This window comes from Cellulosimicrobium sp. SH8 (assembly GCF_025818875.1).
Lineage (GTDB): Bacteria > Actinomycetota > Actinomycetes > Actinomycetales > Cellulomonadaceae > Cellulosimicrobium > Cellulosimicrobium cellulans_D.
In genome coordinates this window covers 1-22,744 of the sequence record NZ_JAMXMH010000002.1, presented here as the reverse complement: position 1 = coordinate 22,744, position 22,744 = coordinate 1, and the positions used below count along the sequence as shown (strand labels likewise).

The window sequence follows — 22,744 nt, the reverse complement described above, 5'->3', positions numbered from 1 at the left end:
CGCACAATGCATGAGCACTGTTATAACAGTGCTATGACATCTTCGATCGACCCGACGACCGTGCCCGGGCGCTGGGACACCCTGCATGCGCTGCTGCGGCGCCTCGACGACGAGATCGGCACGGTCTACACCGACCGAGCCATCGAGGGCGTGCGGTCGCGGTTCGTCTACCCGCTGATCCGGCTCGCGCACACCGGCCCACTGACCATCCGTGAGCTCGCGGAGTCGCTCGGGCGGACGCACTCGGCGATGAGCCAGACCGTCACGGCGATGCGGCGCGAGGCACTGGTCGACACCGAGCCCGGCCCGGACGCCCGGACGCGGCGGGTCGCGCTCACCGAGAAGGCTCGCGCGCTCGTCCCGCTCCTGGAGGCGGAGTGGCGCGCGACCGAGGAGTCCGTCGCCGAGATCGACGACGAGCTGCCCCATGCCCTGAGCGCGGTCGTCGTCGAGCTCGAGCGCGTCCTCGCGCGACGGTCGTTGCGCGAGCGGCTCGTAGAGCGGCTCGACGCAGCGGGCTACCCGCTGCCCGCCGAGCCCGCCGAGCCCGCCGAGCCCGCCGAGCCCACCGGTCCGGACCCCGAGGCCGCCCCGCCCGAGGGTCGTTGAGGTGCGCGACCACGTCCTCGACCTCCGCCCCCTGCGCTCCAGCCGCTCGTACCGCGACCTGTGGGCGGGCTCGGCCGTCGGTGGGCTCGGGTTCCAGGTCGCGAGCGTCGCCGTGCTGCTCCAGGTGTGGGAGCTCACGCACAGCCCGCTGTGGACGGGCACGATCGGCCTGGCTACCGCCGTCCCGCTCCTGACGCTCGGGCTCGTCGGCGGTCACCTCGCCGACGTCCACGATCGGCGCACGATCATGCGGCTCGCCGCGTCGGGGCAGGTGCTGGCCGCAGCGGGGCTCGCCGCGCAGGCCCTCGCGGGCAACCGGTCCGTGTGGCTGCTCCTCGGCCTCGTGAGCCTCGGGGCGGCGTGCAACGCGCTGGGCTCACCGGCCCGGCGGACGGTGCCGCCGCGCCTCCTCCCGCCCGACCAGGTCGCCGCCGGGCTCGCGCTGCAGAACCTCGCGTTCCAGGTCTCGATGCTCGTCGGCCCGGCGCTCGCCGGCCTGGTGGTCGCGCACTGGGACCTCCCGGCGGCGTACGGGCTCCAGGCCGCGGCGGCGCTCGTCGCGCTGCTCGGGCTCGTGCGTCTCCCGCCGCTGCCCCCGGGTGGCTCGCCGGCCCCGTCCGCCGCGGTGGCCGCGGTCGTGCCCGCGGTGGCGCCCACCGAGGACCGTGCGGTGGGGGCGGATGCTCCGGCCGAGCCGACGGCGGCGGGTGCGCGGGCCGCCGGACGCGCGCCGCGCCGTCGGGCCGCCGCGGGCGGGTGGTCGATCGTGTGGCGCAGACCGACCCTGCGCGGGTCGTTCGCGACCGACGTCGCGGCGACGGTGCTCGCGATGCCGATCTCGCTCTTCCCGCTCGTCAACGAGCTCCGGTTCGACGGCGACCCGCGCACCCTCGGGCTGTTCCTCTCGGCCGTCGCGGTGGGCGGGATCGGGGCGGGCCTGTTCTCGGGTGCGGTGACCCGGGCGCCGCGGGCCGGAGCGCTCCAGCTCGCCGCCGCGGCGACGTGGGGCGTCGCGCTCGCCGGGTTCGGCCTCGCGGGCCCGTTGTGGCTCGCGCTGGGCTGCCTCGCTGTGGCGGGTGCCGCTGACACGGTGAGCGTGGTGACCCGCGGCGCGCTCGTCCAGCTCGAGACGCCGGACGAGTTCCGTGGGCGCGTGTCGTCGGTCGAGCACGTCGTGGGCGTCGCGGGGCCGGAGGTCGGCAACTTCCGCGGCGGAGTGCTCGCGTCGCTCACCTCCGCCCCGGTCGCGCTGGCGGTGGGCGGCCTGGCGGCGAGCGCCGTCGTCGGCCTGGTCGCCTGGCGCAACGCCCCGCTCCGCCGCTACCGCACCCCGACCCCGGAGCCGATCCCCGTCCGTTGAGTGCTGGGTATGTGTCGTCCTGACGGCGCCGGGACGACGAATGTCCAGCACTCAGCGGCGCACGGGTGGTCAGTCGACCGTGACCGCGTCGAGGACGGGGAGGCGGGCGGCGCGGATCGCGGGCCACACGCTCGCGACGAGGCCGATCACGACGGCGACGCCGAGGATCGCGAGGACCTGACCCCACGGGACGGCGAGCGTGCTCAGGCCCTCGTCGGCCAGGACGCCGGGCAGCGCGGCGCCGATCCCGATGCCCGTGGCGACGCCCAGCACCGTCCCGTAGACCGCGGTGAGCACCGACTCGATCGCGATGACGCCGGCGAGCTGGAGGCGGCCGAGCCCGACGGCGCGCAGCAGCCCGATCTCGCGCGTGCGCTCGATGATCGACAGCGCGAGCGTGTTGACGATGCCGAGCAGCGCGATGACGATCGACAGCGCGAGCAGCGCGTAGAGGATGACGAGCACCTGGTTCACCTGGTCGGCGAACGCGGACGCCGTGTCCTCGCGGTCGAGCACGGTGACCACGAGGAACGGCTCGACGGCGGTCGTCAGCGCCGAGCGGAGGTCCTCGACCTCGGCCGGCGTTGCCCCCTCCGCCGCGGACACGTAGACGATCCGCACGCTCGCCTGGGCGGCCGGCACGACGGCGTCGAACACGTCGTCGCGCACGAGGATCCCCGTCCCGACGAGCTGGCTGTCGATCACCGCCCCCACGCGCGCCTCGACCGCGGTCGCGCCCTCGCCGAGGCGCAGCGTGTCGCCCACCTCCCAGCCGCGCTCGCGCGCGGTACGCCGGTGCACGACGGCGTCCCCTGCCTCGAGCGTCGCCGTCGGGTCTCCCGCGAGCGCCACGGGGTCGAGGGCGGTGTCGAAGAAGCCGGCGGGCACGCCGGCCACGTCCGTCCCGCGGGCCTCGCCGCCGCCCGACCCGTCGTCAGACCCGGACGACCCGCTCCCGGAGGTGCCGACGGTCGCGACGGGTGCCAGCCCGAGCCGCACGGTGTCGACGACGGCGGCGCCCGGGGTCGCGGTCACCGCCTCGACGGCACCCTCCGGCACGACGAGCGTCGCGGAGTCGACGACGAGGTCGGCGCGCACCTCGTTCTCCACGATGCTGCGCACGGACGCCTGGGTCGATGCGGCGATGACCCCGGTGACGGACACGAGCGCCATGCCGATGAGCAGGGCGCCCGCGGTGCTCGCGGTGCGGCGCGGGTTGCGTGTCACGTTGCCGCGCGCGAGGCGGCCGAGCGGCCGCAGCGCGACGACGAGCGGCCACGCGAGCACGGTGAGCACGCCGCGCGCGACCGCCGGGGAGCCGACGAGCACGCCGACGAGCACGAGCCCGGCACCGACGCCGAGCAGCACGCGCGGGCTGAGGTCGTCGACCCAGGCCCACCCGGTCGGGGCGTCGGCGACCGACGAGCCGAGGAACGCGGCGAGCCACAGCACCCCGGCGCCCGCCGCGACGAGCACGACCCCGCCGACGGCCCGGACGCCGGTCCCGCGGTCCGGGGCGACGTCGTCGCGCATCGCCTGGACGGGCGGGATCGCGGCGGCGCGCCGCGCGGGCAGGACCGCGGCGAGCAGGCTGACGACCGCCCCGAGCCCGACGGCGGCGACGACCTGCGGTGCGCCGAGCGGCACGCGGCCGGAGAACTCCATGCCGGCCAGGGCGAGGCCCCACCGGATGACGCGTACGAGCCCCGCGCCGGCGAGGACGCCGAGCCCGCCGCCGACGAGCCCGACGACGACCGCCTGCACGAGCACCGAGGTGAACACCTGGCCCGGCGACGCGCCGAGCGCGCGCAGGAGCGCGAGCTCGCGCAGCCGCTCGCGCACCGACATGGCGAACGTGTTCGCGATGATGAACGCCCCGACGAACAGCGCGATCGCCGCGAACACGAGCAGGAACGTCTCGACGAACCCGAGCACCTCCTCGACGGCCTCGCTCGCCTCGGCACGCGCCTGCTCGCCCGTCACGGCCTCGGCGCCGTCGGGCAGCACGCCCCCGACGCGCTGCGCGAGCGCGTCCTCGTCGACGGCCCCCGACGTCGGGGACGCCCAGACCGAGAGCTGCGGCACCATCCCGTCGGGCGCGAACGCCTCGCGCGCCGTCTCCCCGTCGATCCCGACGAGCACCGCGCCCGCCGCGGCGGCCTCGATCCCGAATATCCCGGACACGGTCACGGGCGTGGGCTCGCCGCCCAGCACGACCGTCGTCGCGTCACCGGTCGACAGTCCCGCCGTCTCCGCCGCGCTCTGCTCGAGCACGATCTCGCCGGGTCCGGGCCACGCGCCGTCGAGCAGGGTGAGGCTCGGGTCCTCGGGGTCGATCGAGAAGGCCGTGCTGGGCGGTCCCGTCGTCACGACGGCGGTCCCGTCGGCGGCGACGAGCACGACCGGCCCGGACACGTCCGGCACGGCGCGCGCGACGCCGTCGACGGCCTCGACGTCCGCGGCGAGGTCCGCAGGGACGAGCGTGCGGTCGCCCGCGAACCCGTTCCCGCCCCCGCCGCCCGGGCCCGTCGCGTCCCCGGTGACCTCCTGCGACCCGCGCACGTAGACGTCGGCGGTGAGGGTCGTCGCGATGATGTCGTCGAACGTGGAGGAGAGCATGCCGCGGAACGCGAACGTGCCCACGACGAACGCGACGCCGAGCGTCACGGCGAGCACCGAGAGCACGAACCGCACGACGTGCGCCCGCACGCCCCGCAGCGCGACGCGGATCATGCCGGGTCGACCGGCGCGGCGTGGCGCCCGGCCGGAGCCACGGACGCGCCGCCCGCGGGTCCGGCCGGCCCGGCGGGCGGGGCGCCGTCGCCCGCGGCGAGCGCGAGGGCGTCGAGGATGTCCTGCTGCGACGGGTCGTGCAGCTCGCCCGCGAGGCGGCCGTCGGCGAGGAACACGACGCGGTGCGCGTACGACGCGGCGCGCGGGTCGTGCGTGACCATGACGACGGTCTGGTCGAGCTCGTCGACGGACCGCCGGAGGAACGCGAGCACCTCGCCCGCGGACCGGGAGTCGAGGTTGCCGGTCGGCTCGTCGGCGAACACGATCGACGGCCGCGAGACGAGCGCCCGCGCGCACGCGACGCGCTGCTGCTGCCCGCCGGACAGCTCGGACGGGCGGTGGTGCAGGCGGTCGCGCAGCCCGACGGAGTCGACGACCTCGTCGAACCAGGCCCGGTCCACGTGCGTGCGCGCGATGTCGAGCGGGAGCGTGATGTTCTCCGCCGCGGTGAGCGTGGGGACGAGGTTGTACGCCTGGAAGACGAACCCGACGCGCGTGCGGCGCAGCGCCGTGAGGCGCCGCTGCGACATCCGGCTGATCTCCTGCCCGTCGATCACGACGCTCCCGGAGGTCGGCGAGTCCAGGCCCGCCAGGCAGTGCATGAGGGTCGACTTGCCCGAGCCGGACGGCCCCATGATCGCGGTGAGCCGCCCGCGCGCGAAGTCGACGTCGACGCCGTCGAGCGCGCGCACCGCCGTCGGGCCGGACCCGTAGACCTTGACGAGGTCGCGCGCGCTCGCGCGCGCCTCGGGCGCGTCGGGGGTGTCGGTCGGCGCGTCGGTCCGGGGCGCGGGGGACGTCATGGTCCCCATCGTGGCGCGACGGGGAGCGCGCCGCACCACCCGCGCGGGGGAGATGCCGTCCCGCGGCGCAGGACGTCGCCCCGACGTGCCGTGGACACCGCGCCGTGGGAGCGATCCCACCGGGATAGCGTGGGGCCATGAGCATCGACGCCCAGGCGGCTGCCGAGAACTCGGCACAGCTCGCCGTCCACCCTGTCCCCGACCTCTCCGCCGACGTCACCGGCACGGTCCTCGACCCGCGCAGCGCGCCGCCGATCCGCTGGGGCATCCTCGGGGCGGGCGGGATCGCGTCGTCGTTCGCGGAGGCCGTGCGCCTGCACACGCAGGGTCGCGTCGCCTCGGTCGGCTCGCGCGACCGCGTGCGCGCGGAGCGCTTCGCCACCGCGCACGGCGTCCCGACGACGCACCACGGCTACGAGGAGCTCGTGGAGGACCCGCAGGTCGACGTCGTGTACGTCGCGACGCCGCACTCCCACCACCGCGAGCACGCGCTGCTCGCCATCGCCGCGGGCAAGCACGTGCTCGTCGAGAAGGCCTTCACGCGCAACGAGGCCGAGGCGGTCGAGGTGCTCGACGCCGCGCGCGAGGCGGGCGTGTTCGTCATGGAGGCCATGTGGACGCGGTTCCTGCCGCACGTCGCCGCGCTGCGCGGGGTGATCGCGCGCGGGGAGATCGGCGACGTCGTCAACCTCAGCGCCGACCACGGGCAGTGGTTCGCGTTCGACCCGGAGCACCGGCTCTACGCGCCGGAGCTCGCGGGCGGCGCGCTGCTCGACCTGGGCGTGTACCCGGTGTCGTTCGCGCACGACCTGCTGGGCGTGCCGTCCTCGGTCACCGCGGTGGGCTCGCTCACGGAGACGGGCGTGGACGGGCAGGTGAGCATCACGCTCGGCTACGGCGACACCCAGGCCACGCTGTCGACGACGCTGTGGTCGCGCACCGCGACGACGGCCGTGATCTCGGGGACCGCGGGGCGCATCGAGGTCGAGGGCGCGTTCTACGCGCCGACGTCGTTCCGCGTGGTCCGGCACGACGGCTCGTCCTGGTACTACGACGGCTTCACGGGTGAGGGCAAGCAGTACCAGGCGGCCGAGGTCGCGCGCCGCGTCGCCGCGGGGGAGACGCAGAGCCCGCGCATGTCGTGGGACTCGACGCTCGAGGTCATGCGCACGCTCGACGAGGTCCGTCGCCAGGTCGGGGTCGTCTACCCCGGGGAGTGAGACCACCCGACGCAGGTCGTCACCGGTCCTTGAAGTAGCGGAAGAGGTGCTGCTCGCGGACGAGGCAGGCGGCGACCGTCGCCCCGACCACGGCGCACAGGGCGCCGAGCACCGGGCCGCGGACCACGACGTCGAACACCGCGGTCGGGTCCATCGCCCCGACCCGGGCGACGACCACGCGGAGCCCGACCACGCTCACCGCGGTCCCGACCGCCGCCCAGACGACGGTCTCGAGCGACGACGTCGCGAGCTGCGCGGAGCGCGACTGCCCGGCGTGGAGCGCGCCCGCGTGCTCGAGGCGACGTCGTCGCACGCTCGCGTAGCCGAGGACGAGGCCGAGGACCGCGCACGCCGCGACGGCGTACCGGGTCGGTCGGGCGACGTACGTGGCGTGCGCGTCGTAGGCCGCACCGAGGGAACGGTTCACCTGGCCGACGGTGATGGCTTCGGTGCTCTGCGGCTGGACGTCGACGACGCCTCGGAGCAGGTCCTCGACGGCGGGCGTCGTCGGCCAGGCGGCTGCCCAGCACTCCTCGAACCGGGCGTTCGTCACGGTGGGTCGGAGGACCGCGAAGCCCAGGCGGCCGTCGCGGCCGTCGTCGGGCCACGCGAACGTGCCGGCGAGCACGAGCGGCCCGTCGTGGGTCTCGAGCGTCGCTCCCCGGGCGAGCCCCAGTCGCTCCGCGAGCTGGTCGGACATCCACACGCCCTCGGGCAGCGGCGAGCGCACGGCGAGGACGCCCGCCAGGGACGGCGTGACCGCGAACGACTGCAGCGGGCTGGCCGGGGTCGCGGACGGGACGACGGGCGTCGTCGGGACCAGCGCCCCCGCGTCCTGCACGGAGGTCGACCCACCGAGCGCGTCGCACGCCTGCGGGTCGACCAGGCCCGGTGCGCTCACCGTGCGCACGTCGGCGGCCGCGGAGCGGTACCGCGCCGCGTCGTGCTCCATGCCGACGATCGTCGAGGCGTCGAGCGCGGCGAGCGCCCCCGCCGCGACGCCCAGGGCGAGCGCGAGCCCGACGGCGCGGGTCGTCCCCGTGGCCAGGTTGCGGGCGACCTCGGAGAGGATCGTGGAGAGTCTCACGGCTGTCCCACCACCGGGTCGTGGACGAGGCGGACCAGGTCGACCACGCGGTCGCACGCCGCACGGGTGTCCGGGTCGTGGGTCGCGATCACGACGATCGACCCTCCGGCGGCGATGTTGCCGAGCGTCGCGTTGACGGTCGCCGCGGTCCGGGTGTCGAGCTGCGCGGTCGGCTCGTCGACGAGCAGCAGGTCCGGGGCGGTGCAGACCGCACGCGCGAGCATGAGCCGCTGCGCCTCGCCGCCCGAGAGCGCGGAGAACGGCCGGTCGGCGGCGTGCTCCAGGTCGAACATCCGCAGCACCCCGAGCGCCTCGGCCGATGCCGCTCGGCGGGTCTGGCCGCGGGCGACGAGGGGGAAGGCCACGTGGTCGAGCGCCGACCGTCGGGGGACGCCGTACGGGTTCTGGAACACCCAGCCCGTCCGTTCGATCCCGATCTTCGTGAGGGTGCCCGCCGTCGGGGTCTCCCAGCCGGCGAGGATCGACAGGAGCGTCGACTTCCCGCAGCCCGAGGGGCCGCACAGGCCGACGACCTCGCCCGGAGAGAGGCGGAGGTCGAGGTCCTCGAACAGCATCGGCGTGCCCGGGAACCGGTGCCCCAGGCCTTCGACGCGCACCTCCCGCGCGCGGCGGCCGGCCGGGGCCTCAGCATCGGGCCGGGCGTCGGGCCCGACGCCCGGTCGTGTGCTGCGCGTCGCGCTCATCCGCAGCCGTCCGCGGTGATCGCGTCGCCGACGTCCACGGTGGTCGGCGCCTCACCCTCGACGGTCACGAGGCTCGCGCCGAGGCCGGACCCCACGATCGTCACGGGCCGGGCGACGCCGTCGGACTGGATGCACGCCGACGTGCCCTGGACCGCGAAGACGGCCGACGGCGGGACGCGCAGGGCGGCGAGGGGCTCGGCGAGCTGCGTCGTGGCCGGTGCGGTGTCCGGGGAGTCCGAGGCACGCGTCGCCCGGTAGTCCGGCGTGGCGGCGGCTGCCGCGAGGAACGCGGGGTCGGTCGCCGTCCCGGAGTCGTCGAGCACGGTCGTGCTGCCGAAGAGCGTGAGCGTGCGCGGCCCGGGGGCGAGCCCGTTCGGGACCTCGTCGATGCTGACGCTCGTCAGCGCGGCCGGGGTGGTGCCGACGTCGCCGCCGCCGAGCAGGGTGCCGAGCGTCGCCGTCCAGGTCTCGGGAACGACGCTCGGCGCGGGGAGCCACATGACGTGGGAGAGCGCGAGGCTCCCGGTCGGCTTCGTCGCGCCCGCCCGCTTCTGGAGCTCCTTGACGGCCGCCGTCGTGCCGCGCCCGTAGTAGCCCGTGGTGTCGACCGTGTAGCCGAGCCGCACCAGCTCGTCCTGCAGGGCCTGCACGTCGATGCCCCGGGCGCCCTGCGTCAGGTCGCGATAGAGGGGGACGGTCGTGTGCAGCGCCACGACGGGCTCGCTGTCGACGTCGAAGATCGTCGCCCCGGAGGCGATCTCCTGCCCCGGGGCGGCGAACGCCTCCGTCACCGTGCCGGTCGCGGCGCTGCGGAGGGCCAGGGGCTCCGACACGTGCAGCGTGACGTTGACGGTCCGGTCGTCGTCGAACTGCTGCGGCGCCACCGGGGAGGAGCGCTCGTCGCTCGCCGCGGTGAGCTCGTCGGGCACCTGGGGCGGAGCGAGGAACAAACCCGCTCCCACCCCCAGGGCGCCGACCGCGATGCTGGTCAGCAGCACCGCGGACGAGCGTCGGATCCCGGCCACGTCTACTGCTCGTCGTAGTTCGGCGCGACGTACTCGGGAACTGCCTTCGCGCACTCCGCCTGGGCCTCGTCGGAGGCGCTCGTGGAGTCGCCGGCGGACACGCTGCCCTGGTCCCCGGCGCCGAGGGCGATGTTCCCCTCGCCGTCGATGATCGCGTCCACCCCGTGGTCGAGCAGGCAGTCGAGGTAGTCCTGGGTGGCCTGGTCGGCCTCGCCGGAGGCGGGCGGCGCGTCGTTCCCCCCTCCAGCGTTCCCGCCGCCGGCACCGTCGTCCGTGCCCTGGTCGGCGGATGACTCGGCGGTGGGCGGCGGCTCCTCCGACGTCGTCGACGTGCAGGCTGCCAGGAGCAGCGTCACGCTCGTGAGTGCGGCCAGGAGTGTCGTGGTGCGCTTCATGATCGTCCTTCCGGTGGTGGGGGGTCTACGGTCCGACGGCGAGGGTGAACCCGGCGCCGCGCAGGCACTGGTTCTGCTCGGGGTCGGTCGGGTCGAAGGTCGCCGCCGACACGTCGCCGCCGAGCTCGCGCTCGAGGTCGTCGGGGGAGTAGTCCTCCGGGACGGCGCCGAGGCCCTGGAGGCACTCGATGGCGATCTCGCGGGGGTCGGCGAGCAGGTTCGGGTTGTTCTGCTGCTGCCCGTAGGTGGCCTCGATGCGCATGGTCGTGCCGTCGGCGCAGTCGGTGCCACGTTCCCCGTACTCGTCGAGCGCGGCCTGGCCGCCGGTGATGACGGACTGGGGCGGGGTGATCTGGTAGATGCCGTCAGGTCCCATGACCCAGGTGTCCTGGTAGCCGAGGTCGCTCATGCAGGCCTCGTACCGCTGGAAGGCCTCCTCGTAGTCGGCGGGGTCGATGCGCCCGGTCTCGACGGCGCGCTCGAAGACGTCGCGCTCGAAGTCGGAGAGGTTGGGGTTCTCGAGCCGTTGCTCGAAGAGCGCGACGAGGCTGCCGGCGATCTTCTCGCCTGCGGTCGGCGTGTCGTCCGGCTCCGTGGCGGTGCTGCAGGCACCGAGCCCGAGGGCCGCGCCGCCGACGAGGCACAGCGCGGTGATGAGGCGGTTCGTGCGGGTGCGCACGCTTCGTGACACGGGACATCAGCTCCAGGGAGGTCGGTACGAACGAGTCCGGACACACCACGGGTGGGGGCGCGAGGAGGCACCCCCACCCGTGATCGCTGCGGTCAGTAGCGGAACCACACCTGGGCGGCGTAGCTCGACGACGTGCCCGAGTCCGCCCACGCGTACGAGGACGCGGAGTACCACGCGGACAGGGCGGAACGGTTGCCGTGCTGGGCGTAGGACCGGCCGTCCCAGCCGTTGTTCGTGGTGGTCGTCGCCCTCGAGTAGTCCGAGGCGGCGTGCAGCGTGTAGTACCCGGCCGCCGAGGCCGCCGTGCCCGTGAGGGCCAGGCCGGCGGTCAGCGCGACGGCGGTGATGCCCGTCGCCACGGAACGCTTTGCTCCCTGCTTCATGATGTCCCCTTGCTTGGTGATTTCTGCCGGCCAGGTCGGCACGGCACACAAAGCATGTGCGGACAATGTGCGAGGAGACAATGGGCATCTCAGAGCCCGAGATGATTGGGAATTCAATAGATGAAGAACGGCGTTCATCCGAGGGGAGGTGCCGCGCGCTCGGGTGCGTCCCCGCCGTGCCGTCGTCGCGCGAGAGCGGGGATCGGCGCCGCTCCGGACCGTGTCGTCGCAGGTCAAAGGCCTGACGAGGATTCCCTGGTCGCCGCCGGCGATGGGTCGCGTGCTGAATCACGAGTTGCCCCCTGCATCTCGATCTATTGCGCTGTGGCGACGACGCTAGGTGCCGAACCTGGAACCCGGCTGGGAATCCTGTCGGAATTCCCTGGTCGTGCTCGATGGAGGGACAATGATCGAGAATTCTTCTGGGTGCGAATTGTTTGTGCACTAAGAAATGTGCTCGACGGTGCGCTATCGTCCTGCTTCGTGAGCGCAGAGACGAAAGACCCGCTCGAGCTCGAGGCTCAGCTGTGTTTCGTCCTCTCGGTCGCGGCTCGGGGGCTGGTCGCGCTGTATCGTCCGCACCTCGAACCGCTCGGGATGACGCATCCGCAGTACCTCGTGATGCTCGCGCTGTGGCAGGGGGCCAGGGTGTCGGAACGTGCGACCGTGACGAGCCTCGCCGACCGGCTGCGGCTCGACCCGGCCACGCTCTCGCCGCTGCTCAAGCGGCTCGAGGGGGCGGGCTACCTGCGTCGGGTGCGTTCCACGGACGACGCGCGGGTCGTCGAGGTGCTGCTCACGGCGCGCGGCAACGAGCTCCGGGGCGCCGTGGAGGACCTGCCGTCCGCGATCGCCGCGGCGACAGGGCTCGGCGGGGACGAGCTCGACGGGGCGCTCGAGCTGGCGTCGAGGATGGTCGCTGCCGTCGAGGAGGCGGGGTCTGCGTAACCCCCGCGGGCGTCACCGTCCGGCGGGTGTCGATCCCTCGTCGTGCTCGACGACGTAGCTGCGGCCGTCGGGGCCGGTCACGCGCTCGAAGCGGGTCCGCAGCTCCTGGTCGCGCTCGCGCTCGGCGTCGGAGATCCCGCGCCCGTCGGCGTCCTGGCGGCCGACCTGGGCGGGGCCGAAGATCGGGAGGAAGCCCTCGGTGATGCGCATGCCGAGCGTGCGCCTGTCCTTCTTCCGCGCCACGGTCGTCCTCCGCTGTAAGGTCTCGTCAGATGCTTGGTGCACCAATCATTGGTGTGCCAAGAATAGCGCGAACCTCGGTACCATGGCGCCATGGCGGGTGACGAGTTCGACGGGACGGTCGACGGGGCGGTCGCGCGGGGCGCGGGCACGCTGTTCGCCGACCCCCTCGCGCTCGAGGCGCAGGTCTGCTTCGCGCTCTCCGCGGGCGCGCGCGGCATGGTCGCGCTGTACCGCCCCCTGCTCGAGCCGCTCGGCATCACGCACCCGCAGTACCTCGTGCTCCTCGCGCTCTGGCAGGACGACGCCGCGGGGACCACCTCGACCGTCGGCGACCTCGCCGCGCGGCTGCACCTCGACGCCGGCACGCTGTCGCCGCTCCTCAAGCGGCTCGAGGCGCTCGGCTACGTGCGCCGGTCGCGCTCGCCCGACGACGGTCGGCAGGTCCGCGTGACCCTCACCGCCGAGGGGCGCGCGCGCCGCCAGGACGCCGAGGGCATCCCGCCGTCGATCGTCGCGGCCACGGGGCTCAGCCTCGACGAGCTCGCCGAGGTCCACGCCGCGGCGTCGAAGGTCGTGGCCGCGGCGCTGCGCGCCGGCGTCTACTGACGAACGTGCGTCTGCAGCCTGACGAGCATGCGGTGGTGGCTCGTCAGGGGACGAGGGTGGGAGACAACCCCCTGTTCGGCGGGGTGGTCAGGCGTCGGTGACGCGGACGCCGTCGGAGTCCACGACGAAGCGGACCGCCGCGAGGCCCGTCGCCAGGGCGTCCGGCGCCGGGGACACCGCCGCGAGCTCGTCGGCCGAGTGGGTGCCGGTCACGGCGAGCGTCGTGCAGCCCGCGGCGCGCGCCGAGGCGATCCCCGCCGGGGCGTCCTCGACGACGAGGCAGCGGGCCGGGTCCACGCCGAGGCGCTCCGCGCCGAGCAGGAACGGGTCCGGGTCGGGCTTGCCGCGCGCGACGTCGTCGGCCGTCACCACGACCGACGGCGCGTCGAGACCCGACGCCGCCATGCGTGCCGCGGCGAGCGGGCGGGTGCAGGACGTGACGATCGCCTGCCGTCCGGGAGGGAGGACGGCCAGCGCGTCCCGCGTGCCGGGCAGGATCGTCACGCCCTCGTTGTCCTCGAGCTCGAGCGCGTGGATGCGCTCGTAGGCCGACTCGACCCGGTCCTCCGGCAGGAGCTCGGCGATGAGCGTGCGTGCCGGGGTGCCGTGCTGGATCTGGAACTCGTCCGGGTCGGGCAGGCCATGCTCCGCGGCCCAGCGCCGCCAGTTCCGGTCGACCGCCGGGACGGAGTCGATGAGCGTGCCGTCCATGTCGAACAGCACGGCGTCGAACGTGCGTCCGGCGAACGCGACGCCGGGGGTGGGCAGGGGACGGGGCGCGGCGGCGGGGTCGGGCATGCCCCGAGGCTAGCCCGCGGCCCGTGTCCGACGCCGCGGATAGGGTGGACGCCGTGAGCGCACCCGGGTACTTCATCTCCTTCGAGGGCGGCGACGGCGTGGGCAAGACCACCCAGTCGCGCCTGCTCGGGCAGTGGCTCGGCGAGCTCACGGGGCGCGAGGTCGTGCTGACGCGCGAGCCCGGCGGCACCGAGCTCGGCAAGGAGCTGCGCGCCGCGGTGCTCCACGGGCAGGACATGGACCCGCGCACGGAGGCTCTCATCTACGCGGCGGACCGCGCGCACCACGTCGCGAGCCTCGTGCGGCCCGCCCTCGAGCGCGGCGCGGTCGTCGTGACGGACCGCTACCTCGACTCCTCCGTCGCGTACCAGGCGGGCGGGCGTGAGCTCGGCGCGGACGAGGTCGAGCTCATCTCGCGCTGGGCCGTGCAGGACCTCATGCCGGACGTCACGATCCTGCTCGACCTCGACCCGGCAGCGGCTTCCGCGCGGATCCGGCGGCAGCACGACCGCCTGGAGCGCGCCGGGGCGGAGTTCCACCGCCGCACGCGCGACGCCTTCCTCGCGCGCGCCGCGGCGGACCCGGAGCGCTGGGTCGTGCTCGACGCCGCCGCCTCGGTCGACGACCTCCAGGCGCAGATCCGCGTCGACGTCGCGGCCCGGCTCGAGCTCACGCCGGTCGTGGAGGAGGCGGAGGACACCGTCGCCGCGGACCCGGACGACGGCTTCGACGACACCGACAGCGCGATCGGGTACGAGCCTGGCACGGGGGACGCGGCGGGACCGGCGTCGGGGAGCGGTGCGGCGTGACCGTCTGGGACGACGTCGTCGGCCAGGAGCAGGCCGTGGAGCTGCTCCGCACCGCCGCGACCGACCCGGCGGCGATGACGCACGCGTGGCTGCTCACCGGCCCGCCGGGCTCCGGCCGCTCCAACGCGGCGCGCGCGTTCGCCGCCGCGCTGCAGTGCGAGCAGGGCGGGTGCGGGCACTGCCAGGCGTGCCGCACCACCCTCGCGGGCACGCACCCCGACGTCACGCTCGTCGCGACGGAGCTCGTGACGATCAAGATCGACGAGGTGCGTGACCTTGTGACGGTCGCGAGCCGCAGCCCTTCCCAGGGCCGGCGTCGCGTGATCGTCGTCGAGGACGCCGACCGCATGGCGGAGCGCACCACGAACGTGCTGCTCAAGGCGATCGAGGAGCCTGCCCCCCACACGGTGTGGATCCTCTGCGCGCCGAGCCCGCAGGACGTGCTCGTGACGATCCGCTCGCGGTGCCGTGGCGTCGTGCTGCGCGTGCCCCCGGTCGAGGCCGTGGCCGGGCTGCTGGTCCAGCGCGACGGCGTCGACGAGCACGTCGCGCTCGTCGCGGCCCGGGCTGCGCAGAGCCACATCGGGCTCGCGCGCCGGCTGGCCCGTGACGCGGGGGCGCGCGACCGACGGACGTCGGTGCTCTCGCTCGCACGCCGCGTCCGTGGGGTGGGCGACGCGGTGCTCGCGGCGGGGGAGCTCGTGGACCTCGCGCAGGCCGAGGCGAAGGCGGCGACCGAGGAGCGCGACGCGGCCGAGAAGGCGGAGCTGCTGCGCGCGCTCGGCGTCGCCGACGGCGAGACCCTCCCGCCGCGTCTGCGGTCCCAGCTCCGCGATCTCGAGGCCGACCAGAAACGGCGCGCGACCCGGCACCAGCGCGACGTGCTCGACCGTGCGATGGTCGACCTGCTCTCCCTCTACCGCGACGTGCTCGTCGTGCAGCTCGGGGCGGAGGTCGAGCTCGTCAACGTCGAGCTGGCCGAGGCGGTGCGCTCGCTCGCCGAGGACTCCACGCCGGAGCAGACCGTGCGGCGGATGGACGCGATCGGTGTCGCGCGCGAGCGGCTCGAGGGTAACGTCGCGCCGCTGCTCGCGGTCGAGGCGATGGTCATCGCGCTGCGTCCCCAGGGCTGAACCGCCCGCGGGGTGGCCCCTCGTCAGCGGCGGCGGCTCCGGGAGAACCGCCCGCTCCCGAGCGGCGCACGGCCACCTCCGCCCTGGCTGCGGCGTCGGCGCCGTCGTCGGTCGACGAGGGCCTGGACGGCGACGCTCCCGAAGGCGAGCACGGCGATGACCGCGGTGATCCGAGCACCCAGGGGCGTGCTCGGAGCGCGACCGCTGCCCGAGCCGGTGGCGACGAGCTCCGGGGCGAGCAGGCCGCCGATCACGACCCAGCCGAAGAAGAGCGTCACCGTGCCCGTGACGAGGACCTTCGCGACGGCGTAGACGCGGTTGCCGATGCGCCGGGGCACGGTCAACGACACGGCGCCGACCGTGAACGCGAGCAGGAACGCGAGCACCAGGAGGGCCGGCACGAGCTCCTCGCCCTCGGAGAGGTCGTCCCACGACGCACGGAGCAGGAGGGCGCCGATCCCGAGCGGGACCGCGGCGAGCAGGAGTCCCGACCACCAGCGCAGGGGAGGGTCGCGCGGTGGTTGCCGGCGCGGCTGCCGGGGTCGGGTCCGGCGGCTGGCGTTCACGCCCCGGCCCGGTCGCTCGCGGCGGCCCGTGACGCGGCGATGCGCTCGCCGTTCTCCTCGGACCAGGCGCGGATCGCGTCGATGGGGCCGAGGAGCGACCGACCGAGGTCGGTGAGCGCGTACTCGACGCGCGGCGGAACCTCGGCGTAGACGGTGCGCTGGACCAAGCCGTCGCGCTCGAGCGAGCGCAGCGTCTGCGTGAGGACCTTGGGCGTGACGACGCCGACGAGGTCACGCAGCTCACCGAAGCGCAGGACGCGCCGACGCAGGGCCATGAAGACGAGGAGCGTCCACTTGTCGCCGATGCGCTCGACGACGAGTCGGCTCGGGCAGTCGGCGGAGAACACGTCGGGTCCGAGGCCCGTCCCGCCGTCGGTCCCACCGCGTGGTCCGCTCTGCGAGACGCCCGCGGCGACGGTGCCGCGTGGTCGGCTCGCCATGGTATCCACGCGGGAAGTATGGCACGGTGAAGTCACCAGTACCTGGGAGATACCGTGCCGTCCGGACCGGTCGCCGACCGGCCACGACAGGGAGGTACGACATGCAGGTGCTGCTCACCGGGGGGACCGGGTTCGTCGGGTCGGCCGTGCTGCGCGAGCTGCGCGGCCGCGGGCACGAGGTGACCGCGCTCGTGCGCTCCGAGGCGTCCGCCGCGGCCGTCGCCGACGCCGGGGCGACCCCGGTCCAGGTGGACGCGTACGACGCCGACGCGCTCGTCGCCGTCCTCGACCGCGCGGACGGCGCGGTCCACGCCGCCGCGCCCGGCGACGGGACGAGCGAGACCCTCGACCGCGCGGTCGTCGAGGCGGTCACGCGTGCGTTCGGGGGGACGACCAGGCCGTTCGTGCACACGAGCGGGGTGTGGAAGTGGGGCAGCGGCGCGGCCACGGAGAGCTCGCCGACCGACCCGCCCTCGATCGTCGCGTGGCGCGTCGCCGTGGAGGAGCTGCTGCTCGCGCAGGACGTCGTGGCGTCGGTCGTCGCGCCGGGTGTCGTCTACGGGGACGGCCGCGGCATCCCCGCGCTCGTGTCGGGTGCGCCACGCGTGGACGGCCCGGAGGGCACGGGCCTCGCGCTCGTGGGCGACGGGGCGCAGCACTGGTCGGTCGTGCACGTCGACGACCTCGCGGTGCTCTACGCGCTCGCGCTGGAGCAGGGAGCGCGCGGCCACCTGCTCGGGACGACGGCGGAGCACCCGACGGTCCGGGCCCTCACCGAGGCGGCGAGCCGGGCCGCGGGGCTGGGCGGCGTCGTCGTGCCGCAGTCGGTGGAGGCGACGCGCGAGCGGTTCGGGGCACCGTTCGCGGACGCGTTGCTGCTGGACCAGGAGACGCGCGCCGTGCGCTCGGCCGAGCTCGGGTGGAACCCGGTCCGGGAGCCGTTGCTCGTGGAGCTGGAGAACGGCTCCTACGCGCCCGAGGCCGCGGCGCGCGCCTGACGCACGCTCACGCCGCCGGGTCGTGCCTCGAACGTGAGACGGGCCGGTCGTGCGACGTCTGTCAGGCGAGCGCCTTCGCCTTGAGCTGCGCGAACTCCTCGGGCGTGATCGCCCCGGAGTCGAGGAGCGACTTGGCGTGCGTGATCTGCTCGGCCGGCGACGTGGTCGCGACCTGGCGGATGTACGCGTCGGTGTCCTGCTTCGCCTGGACGACGGCCGCCGCCTGCCGCTCCGCCATCCCGCGCCCGCGGGCGATGAGGTAGACGAGCGACGTCAGGATCGGCAGGAAGATGAGGAAGATGATCCACACGGCCTTCCACCAGCCCGAGAGCTCACGGTCACGGAACAGGTCCGCGATGATCTGGAAGAGCACGATGAGGTAGGCGATGAAGAAGAAGCTCCAGACGAGGAGCCAGAAGAAGTCCCAGAAGTCCACGGTCGCGCCCTTTCTCGACGGATCCCCGTACCCGGAGCACGGCCGGCTGCCGCGCACCAACAGGGCGAACCTAGCGACGATGGGGGGTTCGCGCCCGGCGAAAGCCGGGTGAAGCGCGCGAAGGTGCCGTACCTCGTCTCTCGGGGCGGATCACCCGGGTTCCGCTGTCGCCACCCGACGACGAGCCCGCACGACGTCGCCGACGATGACGGCGAGGAGGATGCCGTCGGTGGCCCAGTTGAGCGCGAGCGGCGTGAGCCAGAGGTGCGTCGCGTAGAGCGCGCCGACCGCGGCGGCGCCGAGCAGGTGCGGGAGGGACCACGGGCCGCCGGCCGCGCGGCGGAACAGCGCGTTGCCGACCAGGTAGGTCGCCGCCGCCCCGCACACGAGCGCGGCGGTCCACGCGTCCGCGTGACCCGCGCCGTCATGACCCAGCGGGTGCAGCAGGACCAGCTCGTCCGCGACCGCCGTGAGCACGATCCCGGCGACGATGACGAACGGCACGTACGTGTACGCCGTCTGCGCCACCATGCCGCGCTCGTCGCGCGACGTGAAGTACTCGGTCGCGCGCCGCTCGGAGCGGTCGAAGAAGAGCAGCCACATGAGCACCGTGCTCGCGAACGCGGAGCAGAACGCGGACACGGTCGTCGCGTCGAGCGGCAGCTCCGCGAACGCCGCGCCCGTGACGATGATCGACTCGCCCAGGCAGATGATGACGAACAGGCTCACGCGCTCGGCCATGTGCTCGCCCCGCACGACCCACGTGCTCGCACGCGACGCGCCGAGCCACGGCAGCCAGAACATCGCGCGCGGGCCCGCCAGGTCGATCACGCACGCGACGGCCCACAGCACGAGCCGGTGCTCCTCGACGACCGCCCCCGCGATCCACAGGCTGCCCGAGACGACGAACCACGTGGTGATGCGGACGAAGTTCACCGCGTTCTCCGGCCAAACCCGGCCCAGGGCGACCAGGACGAACGCGCTGCGCCCCACCTGCATCGTCACGAGCATCACCGCGAACAGCAGGGCCTTGTCGCCGAACGCCTCGGGGATGGCGCTCGCGAGCACGAGACCGAGCAGCATGAGGACGACGAGCATCGCCCGCACGGGGACGCGCTCGGGGTCGAGCCAGTTGGTGGCCCACATCGTGAAGACCCACACCCACCACACCGCCACGCCCAGGACGAGCGTGTGCGCGAGCGTCTCCGCGCCCGGGTGGGCGATGAGGCCGTGTGAGAGCTGCGTGACCGCGAAGACGAACACGAGGTCGAAGAAGAGCTCGACGTAGCCGACGCGGCTCGAGTCGCCGCCGTCGCCGTGCCGCCGGAGGTCCGTGCGCAGTCCCCAGGGCAGAGGGGCGGGCCCGGTGCCGGGCGTCGGGAGCGGAGCGTCCATGGTGGGATGCTCCCACCGGCGCCGGGTCACCGTCCGGTCACGATCGCCCGGCGCGTCGCGGTTCGCCGCGCACGACCGCCCGCCAGGGCCCACGATGGTCGCGCCACCGTCGCCCACCGAGGAGTGCTCATGGTCCCCGTCCGCCGCCCCGTCTCCCGGACGGCTCGCACCGCGTCCGCGCTCTCGCTCGTCCTCGCCGTCGGCCTGCTGGGGGCGTGCGCCTCGGAGACCGACGGCGGCGGGGACGACACGTCCGCCTCTGAGGAGTCCACCGAGCCGAGCGACGACGCGTCCGAGGAGCCGTCGGACGACGCCTCCGACGAGGAGGGCCTGCCCGACGCCGGGACGATGGACGTCGTGGCGGGCGCGCACGGCATGGGCCTGCCGCCCGGCGTCGACGCGCCGACCGAGGGCGGGACGGGCGCCGCGTGGAGCGCCGAGCCCGGTCTGCTGTTCGTCGTGACGTACGGGTCGAGCACGTGTCCCGTGCTCGCGGAGGACGACGCCGCGGTCGAGGGCAGCGACGTCGTCGTGACGTTCGTCGAGATCGCCCCGGACACGCCGTGCACGATGGACTACGTGCCGGCCACCTCGGTGGTCGGGGTGCCCGACGACGTCGACGCGAGCGGCGAGGTGAGCGTCGTGCTGGGCGACCGCGGGACCGTCGTCGTCCCGCCCGCGGCGGACGGCACGACCGGCGAGTCGGCCTGGGTCGAGGAGTAGTCACCCCCTGCGGTGAAGAGCGCGTGAAAGGACGGTCCCGCCCCGGCGGGACCGTCCTGCGCGCGCCGGGGGAGCGGCTACCGTGTGCGGGTGACGACGCCCCCCTCCCGCGCTGCTCGACGTTCCCTGGCCGGCGCCGCGACCCTCGTGCTGGCCCTCGTCCTGGGCGCGTGCTCGGTGCCGCCCAAGCAGCAGACCCCCGTGGACGACGTCGCGGCCTCCGCGTCCGGCACGGGCGAGACCGGGCCGGAGGGCTTCGAGGACTTCTACGGCCAGAGCCTCGCGTGGGAGGACTGCGGCGCGGGATGGGAGTGCGCGACCGCGCGCGCACCGCTCTCGTGGCAGGACCCGGCGGCGGGCGAGATCGAGCTCGCGGTCAAGCGGCAGCCCGCGACGGGGGAGCGCATCGGGTCGCTCCTCACCAACCCGGGCGGGCCCGGGGCCTCGGGGATCGACTTCATCACGACCCTCGCCCCGACGGTCGGCGAGCGCGTCACCGCGGCGTACGACCTCGTCGGGTTCGACCCGCGGGGCGTCGGCCAGTCCTCGCCCGTCGTGTGCCTCGACGACGCGGCGAAGGACGAGTCGCTGTCCCGCGACTTCGACACCGACGAGGCGGGGCTCGAGGCGCTCGCGGAGGACCGGCGCGCCTGGGCCGACGCGTGCGCCGAGAACACGGGCGACCTGCTCGGCCAGGTCGACACGCAGAGCGCCGCACGCGACATGGACATGCTGCGGGCCGTGCTCGGCGACGAGAAGCTCGCCTACCTCGGCTACTCCTACGGGACGCAGCTCGGCGCGACGTACGCGGGGCTGTTCCCGGACAAGGTCGGGCGCCTCGTGCTCGACGGCGCGATCGACACGAGCCTCGACCCCGACACGATCTCCGAGCAGCAGGCCGTCGGCTTCGAGAACGCCCTGCGCGCCTACGTCGAGGACTGCCAGGCCGGGGGCGAGTGCCCGCTGCGCGGTGACGCCGACGCGGGGATGCGGCAGATCCGCTCGCTCCTCGACGCCGCGAAGGCGAACCCGCTGCCCACCGACTCCGACCGCCGCGTGACGCAGACGCTCGGCTTCTACGGCGTCGCCGTCACGCTCTACAACGACCAGAGCTGGCCGGTGCTCACGCAGGCGCTCACGGAGGCGTTCGAGGAGGGCACGGGCAACCTGCTGCTCTACCTGGCCGACTTCTACAACGACCGCAACCCCGACGGGACGTACTCGTCCAACTCGTCGGAGGCGTTCCGCGCGGTCAACTGCCTCGACGGGCGCCAGGACGACGACCCCGACGCGATGCAGGCCCAGCTCGAGCGCCTCGAGGAGGCCGCGCCCACCATGGGCTCGTTCTTCGCGTTCGGCGGCCTCACGTGCGACGGCTGGGCGTACCCCGTGGCGGAGCAGGAGTTCGACCTGCACGCCGAGGGCGCCGCGCCGATCGTCGTCATCGGGACGACCAACGACCCCGCCACCCCGTACGTCTGGGCCGAGGGCCTCGCGGACACGCTCGACTCGGCCGTCCTGCTCACGTGGGAGGGCGAGGGGCACACCGCCTACGGCCGCTCCAACGCGTGCGTGGGCGACGCCGTCGACGCCTATCTCGTGGACGGGACGGTGCCCGAGGACGGGCTGCGCTGCTGACGCCGAGGGTGCCTGACGGCCGCCCACGAGGCCGCTTTGGAATCTGGCCCGGTCGTTGGGTACAGTAGGCGCTCGTTGCCAGCGGTTCGCGGAGCGGACCGGGACGTAGCATGCCGCCTTAGCTCAGTCGGTAGAGCGATTCACTCGTAATGAATAGGTCATCGGTTCGATTCCGATAGGCGGCTCCCTGGAAGGCCCGGAACCACAACGGTTCCGGGCCTTCGGCGTTCCTCAGGCGGGTCGCTCCTGTGGCAATCCGTGTAGCTGTGCGCGTCGCGGACTGTTGACGTCGGACCACACGAGCGCGGACCCGATCGACGCGGCTAGGGTCTGCCCGAACGTCCGGGCTGCGCGGTCGAGCAGCGCGGCCCAGCGCGAGCGCCCGCCACCGAGCTCGGTGGAGCGGATGATGAACGGGTACGTGCCCCTGAGGATCTCCTCCATGAGGCACACTTGGTGGACGCTTCAACACGAAGGACGGGGTTTGCGGATCGAGGTTCGGTCTGTCGATGTCGGCTCGTCGCAGACCGTTGTCGTCGACTCGCCTGCTGGCAGGTTCGGCGCAACCTGGCGGGGCCCGGCGCCCGCTGTGGGCGACGTCGTCGACGTCGAGATCGACTGCGCGCCCTGTCGGTGGGCGGAAGTCGTCATCGGAACCGCTGCTGGAGAGCTGCCTCCGGGATCGCTGCATGGCGTCATCGAACGGGTAGAGAGCGACGGCGTGGCTGTTCTGCGCTCGGGGCCTGCGATCACACTGCTCGAGATGGTGGGTCCCCAACCCGACGGCATGCCCGGAGCACGAGTCGCCATTCCAGCGTCGGACATCCGGCTCTTCCCCAGCAACCTCTAGCAACACGGCCTAGGTGTGATGTCCAGGGAGGTTGTCCCGATCCCGTGACGAGGACACGGGGCCGGGTTACCGGATGACGAAGGCCTCCGGT

25 protein-coding genes and 1 tRNA gene are annotated in these 22,744 nt (G+C 74.2%); 12 read left to right on the top strand and 14 right to left on the bottom strand.

Annotation, left to right across the window (positions count from 1 at the left end; translation table 11 throughout):
* Nucleotides 1–33 precede the first annotated feature (33 nt).
* Both NF338_RS02825 and NF338_RS02820 read left to right on the top strand, forming a co-directional pair.
* On the top strand, nt 34–609 hold the full coding sequence (locus NF338_RS02825) for a MarR family winged helix-turn-helix transcriptional regulator (protein ID WP_264029406.1): 576 nt from the start codon (nt 34–36) through the stop codon (nt 607–609).
* A 1-nt stretch (nt 610) separates the two neighbouring features.
* Nucleotides 611–1,969: an MFS transporter gene (locus tag NF338_RS02820; RefSeq protein ID WP_264029405.1), complete on the top strand. Its 1,359-nt coding sequence runs from the start codon at nt 611–613 to the stop codon at nt 1,967–1,969.
* Nucleotides 1,970–2,038: 69 nt separating this feature from the next.
* Here NF338_RS02820 and NF338_RS02815 read toward each other — a convergent pair whose 3' ends face one another.
* Both NF338_RS02815 and NF338_RS02810 read right to left on the bottom strand, forming a co-directional pair.
* Complete coding sequence (locus tag NF338_RS02815) at nt 2,039–4,702, bottom strand: ABC transporter permease (RefSeq protein WP_264029404.1); 2,664 nt, start codon at nt 4,700–4,702, stop codon at nt 2,039–2,041.
* Complete coding sequence (locus NF338_RS02810; RefSeq protein WP_264029403.1) at nt 4,699–5,565, bottom strand: ABC transporter ATP-binding protein; 867 nt, start codon at nt 5,563–5,565, stop codon at nt 4,699–4,701. The genes NF338_RS02815 and NF338_RS02810 overlap by 4 nt, the downstream gene beginning before the upstream one ends.
* 137 nt (nt 5,566–5,702) lie before the next feature.
* Here NF338_RS02810 and NF338_RS02805 point away from each other — a divergent pair, with 137 nt between their 5' ends.
* A complete protein-coding gene (locus NF338_RS02805) occupies nt 5,703–6,785 on the top strand; it encodes a Gfo/Idh/MocA family protein (RefSeq protein WP_087471087.1) in 1,083 nt (360 codons plus the stop codon).
* A gap of 19 nt (nt 6,786–6,804) precedes the next feature.
* On the opposite strand, the gene NF338_RS02800 is transcribed toward NF338_RS02805, so the two are convergent.
* The 6 genes from NF338_RS02800 to NF338_RS02775 form a co-directional block, all read right to left on the bottom strand.
* Nucleotides 6,805–7,872, bottom strand: a complete 1,068-nt coding sequence (locus NF338_RS02800; protein WP_264029402.1) for a hypothetical protein — start codon at nt 7,870–7,872, stop codon at nt 6,805–6,807.
* A complete protein-coding gene (locus tag NF338_RS02795) occupies nt 7,869–8,576 on the bottom strand; it encodes an ATP-binding cassette domain-containing protein (RefSeq protein WP_264029401.1) in 708 nt (235 codons plus the stop codon). Before NF338_RS02795 ends, NF338_RS02800 begins: the two co-directional genes overlap by 4 nt.
* Nucleotides 8,573–9,601, bottom strand: a complete 1,029-nt coding sequence (locus tag NF338_RS02790) for a peptidoglycan-binding domain-containing protein (protein WP_264029400.1) — start codon at nt 9,599–9,601, stop codon at nt 8,573–8,575. The genes NF338_RS02795 and NF338_RS02790 overlap by 4 nt, the downstream gene beginning before the upstream one ends.
* A 2-nt stretch (nt 9,602–9,603) precedes the next feature.
* Nucleotides 9,604–9,996 (bottom strand): hypothetical protein, encoded by a 393-nt coding sequence (locus NF338_RS02785; RefSeq protein ID WP_264029399.1) that lies wholly within the window; start codon nt 9,994–9,996, stop codon nt 9,604–9,606.
* 25 nt (nt 9,997–10,021) lie between these two features.
* Nucleotides 10,022–10,675, bottom strand: coding sequence for a hypothetical protein (locus NF338_RS02780; RefSeq protein ID WP_264029398.1), 654 nt, complete (start codon nt 10,673–10,675; stop codon nt 10,022–10,024).
* A gap of 104 nt (nt 10,676–10,779) precedes the next feature.
* Nucleotides 10,780–11,070, bottom strand: coding sequence for a hypothetical protein (locus NF338_RS02775; RefSeq protein ID WP_264029397.1), 291 nt, complete (start codon nt 11,068–11,070; stop codon nt 10,780–10,782).
* Nucleotides 11,071–11,553: 483 nt separating this feature from the next.
* On the opposite strand from NF338_RS02775, the gene NF338_RS02770 reads away from it, so the two are divergent.
* A complete protein-coding gene (locus NF338_RS02770) occupies nt 11,554–12,018 on the top strand; it encodes a MarR family winged helix-turn-helix transcriptional regulator (RefSeq protein WP_264029396.1) in 465 nt (154 codons plus the stop codon).
* Between the two features lie 12 nt (nt 12,019–12,030).
* On the opposite strand, the gene NF338_RS02765 is transcribed toward NF338_RS02770, so the two are convergent.
* Nucleotides 12,031–12,261 (bottom strand): hypothetical protein, encoded by a 231-nt coding sequence (locus tag NF338_RS02765; protein WP_087471094.1) that lies wholly within the window; start codon nt 12,259–12,261, stop codon nt 12,031–12,033.
* 90 nt (nt 12,262–12,351) lie between these two features.
* On the opposite strand from NF338_RS02765, the gene NF338_RS02760 reads away from it, so the two are divergent.
* Nucleotides 12,352–12,867 carry a MarR family winged helix-turn-helix transcriptional regulator gene (locus NF338_RS02760; protein ID WP_264029395.1) on the top strand — a complete coding sequence of 172 codons (516 nt, stop codon included), beginning with the start codon at nt 12,352–12,354 and terminating at the stop codon, nt 12,865–12,867.
* Between the two features lie 87 nt (nt 12,868–12,954).
* Here NF338_RS02760 and NF338_RS02755 read toward each other — a convergent pair whose 3' ends face one another.
* Nucleotides 12,955–13,665 (bottom strand): HAD-IA family hydrolase, encoded by a 711-nt coding sequence (locus NF338_RS02755; protein WP_264029394.1) that lies wholly within the window; start codon nt 13,663–13,665, stop codon nt 12,955–12,957.
* 53 nt (nt 13,666–13,718) lie between these two features.
* Between NF338_RS02755 and tmk the strand changes: the two genes are divergently transcribed.
* Nucleotides 13,719–14,474 (top strand): dTMP kinase, encoded by a 756-nt coding sequence (tmk, locus tag NF338_RS02750; protein ID WP_264029393.1) that lies wholly within the window; start codon nt 13,719–13,721, stop codon nt 14,472–14,474.
* Nucleotides 14,471–15,607, top strand: coding sequence for a DNA polymerase III subunit delta' (locus NF338_RS02745; RefSeq protein ID WP_264029392.1), 1,137 nt, complete (start codon nt 14,471–14,473; stop codon nt 15,605–15,607). The genes tmk and NF338_RS02745 overlap by 4 nt, the downstream gene beginning before the upstream one ends.
* 23 nt (nt 15,608–15,630) lie before the next feature.
* Here NF338_RS02745 and NF338_RS02740 read toward each other — a convergent pair whose 3' ends face one another.
* Nucleotides 15,631–16,173, bottom strand: a complete 543-nt coding sequence (locus NF338_RS02740; protein ID WP_264029391.1) for a hypothetical protein — start codon at nt 16,171–16,173, stop codon at nt 15,631–15,633.
* The gene (locus NF338_RS02735; protein ID WP_412846126.1) at nt 16,170–16,613 is read right to left on the bottom strand and encodes a winged helix-turn-helix transcriptional regulator; all 444 of its coding nucleotides are present in this window, start codon (nt 16,611–16,613) and stop codon (nt 16,170–16,172) included. The genes NF338_RS02740 and NF338_RS02735 overlap by 4 nt, the downstream gene beginning before the upstream one ends.
* Before the next feature lie 101 nt (nt 16,614–16,714).
* On the opposite strand from NF338_RS02735, the gene NF338_RS02730 reads away from it, so the two are divergent.
* Nucleotides 16,715–17,611, top strand: a complete 897-nt coding sequence (locus NF338_RS02730) for an NAD-dependent epimerase/dehydratase family protein (protein ID WP_412845941.1) — start codon at nt 16,715–16,717, stop codon at nt 17,609–17,611.
* A 61-nt stretch (nt 17,612–17,672) separates the two neighbouring features.
* Here NF338_RS02730 and NF338_RS02725 read toward each other — a convergent pair whose 3' ends face one another.
* Both NF338_RS02725 and NF338_RS02720 read right to left on the bottom strand, forming a co-directional pair.
* Nucleotides 17,673–18,047 carry an SHOCT domain-containing protein gene (locus NF338_RS02725; RefSeq protein ID WP_087471101.1) on the bottom strand — a complete coding sequence of 125 codons (375 nt, stop codon included), beginning with the start codon at nt 18,045–18,047 and terminating at the stop codon, nt 17,673–17,675.
* 150 nt (nt 18,048–18,197) lie between these two features.
* The gene (locus NF338_RS02720; protein ID WP_264029389.1) at nt 18,198–19,442 is read right to left on the bottom strand and encodes a low temperature requirement protein A; all 1,245 of its coding nucleotides are present in this window, start codon (nt 19,440–19,442) and stop codon (nt 18,198–18,200) included.
* A 129-nt stretch (nt 19,443–19,571) separates the two neighbouring features.
* Here NF338_RS02720 and NF338_RS02715 point away from each other — a divergent pair, with 129 nt between their 5' ends.
* The 4 genes from NF338_RS02715 to NF338_RS02700 all read left to right on the top strand — a co-directional run bounded on the left by NF338_RS02715 (nt 19,572) and on the right by NF338_RS02700 (nt 22,653).
* Complete coding sequence (locus NF338_RS02715) at nt 19,572–20,165, top strand: hypothetical protein (protein ID WP_264029388.1); 594 nt, start codon at nt 19,572–19,574, stop codon at nt 20,163–20,165.
* A gap of 90 nt (nt 20,166–20,255) precedes the next feature.
* Nucleotides 20,256–21,803 (top strand): alpha/beta hydrolase, encoded by a 1,548-nt coding sequence (locus NF338_RS02710; RefSeq protein ID WP_264029387.1) that lies wholly within the window; start codon nt 20,256–20,258, stop codon nt 21,801–21,803.
* A gap of 112 nt (nt 21,804–21,915) precedes the next feature.
* Nucleotides 21,916–21,988: transfer RNA gene (locus tag NF338_RS02705), tRNA-Thr, on the top strand.
* A gap of 257 nt (nt 21,989–22,245) precedes the next feature.
* Entirely contained in the window at nt 22,246–22,653 is a 408-nt protein-coding gene (locus NF338_RS02700; RefSeq protein WP_264029386.1) for a hypothetical protein, read from the top strand.
* Nucleotides 22,654–22,744: the final 91 nt, after the last annotated feature.